The organism is Rhodopirellula maiorica SM1 (assembly GCF_000346295.1).
Classification (GTDB): domain Bacteria; phylum Planctomycetota; class Planctomycetia; order Pirellulales; family Pirellulaceae; genus Novipirellula; species Novipirellula maiorica.
On sequence record NZ_ANOG01000024.1, the window covers coordinates 1 to 1,490 of the forward strand.

Annotated in this window: 2 protein-coding genes; one reads left to right on the top strand and one right to left on the bottom strand. The window is 58.7% G+C overall.

Features of this window, described 5'->3' with window-relative positions; genetic code table 11:
- Positions 1 to 235 (top strand): hypothetical protein (locus RMSM_RS40515; protein WP_008690132.1); only part of this gene is annotated, 235 nt, incomplete at its 5' end.
- A 91-nt stretch (positions 236 to 326) separates the two neighbouring features.
- On the opposite strand, the gene RMSM_RS00820 is transcribed toward RMSM_RS40515, so the two are convergent.
- Positions 327 to 1,490: division plane positioning ATPase MipZ (locus RMSM_RS00820; RefSeq protein ID WP_315850124.1), on the bottom strand; the 1,164-nt coding region annotated here is incomplete at its 5' end.

Below are 1,490 nucleotides of genomic sequence, written 5' to 3' on the forward strand. Positions count from 1 at the left end.
GATGATCGGCAGCCTTGTCACGGTACCATTGCCGACACGTAACCATTCCAGCGCGGGCGATGGCCACGACACCTTGCAATTGCGTCTGCGACAAAGATACCAAATCGAATGCCCGGTCTTTTCCGGGATCCAGCCGGGAACTTATCTGCTTCGCATAGCGCTTCAAGCCTATAACGATCTTGACCAAGTCGAGCGATTGGTCGGTGCGTTGCGTGAGGAGTTGGGGGCGAACTAACCTTTTGGGCAAGTTCGAATACCAAGATCTTCACGCACGAATTCCACATCCAAGAATGCTTCACAGCCTTGGCGGGATTTGCTGTAGTGGATCAGGCAAAGTTATCGACGACACCGATGCCTTGAATGCCAGATTGACGCAGTTGGTCGGATAACGCGTTGATCTCTTCGTTGGTCGTGTTTTCGATGTCGCGAACGATCATGGCACTTTCGACAAGACTCGCGATCGAGCGGGCTACGGGCGTGTCGCCAAGCGGACCATCGATGACGACAAGGTCATAGTTTTCCTTCAGCGTTTGGATCAGCGTCGCAATCTCGCTTGTCGTCGCCTGGGCATGAGGCTCGCTCGGGAACAACGGAAACAACGTGACGTGATCTTCGACTGCATGCACGGCGATCTCACCGAGCGACATGCTGCCGCGGAGAGCATCAAGCCATCCATATTCCACGTCCAAGCTCAGTTCGTCGACGAGCGTCGGGGTGACAAGATCGGCATCCACCAATGCGACGCGAATGCCGGTTGCGGCAGCGGCCATGGCAACGCCGGTGGCAACTGTGCTGCGGCCTTCTTCGCGGTGGACGCTAGTGACCAATACGCAGTCGAGACCGGTTTGCACGGCACTCAGCATTTGCTCGGCTACCAATTGGAACACGTCGCCGTCGAAAAATAGCTTGGCGACGTTGCTGGGGACGTCAAACTGGTCCACTTCCCAGGCGGCCTTTAATTTTGCCGCAACGGCGGGAGCCGCTTCGGGAGTGGATTGAGGCGAGGTTTCCACGACCTCAACCGGTTCGGCCGCGGGTGTCGTGTCCACCGCGGGAGTCGCAGATGCAGACGTCGTCGGTACGGGGGCTGCCATTTCGGGAGCAACGGATGCCGTTTCGATGGTCTTCTTAGGTGGCGGCAACACGGCGGCTGTCTGAGGCTGCGGCGGGATCGCTACGGATTCGCTTTGCGTTTTTTGTTGCTGGGTCGTTCGTGCCGCTGCGGTCTTGCTCGACAACAGACGTTGCAACTCGATGATCGACGCTTCATGCGACGTCGGTTCTGTTGCGGATTGGACTTTTGCTTCGCGAGCCGGTGGTGTCTTCACGACCGGTGCGGCAGCGGCCGGCTTCTCGGCGGGGATCGTGGTACGAGTCGCCGCTTTCGCCGTCGCTGGTTTCGCCGCGTTGCTGGGTTTCGGGGACGCTGCTGGTTCAGGGGACGCTGCCGGTTTGGCTACCGCCGCCGGTTTTTCAGTGCTTGGGTCCAA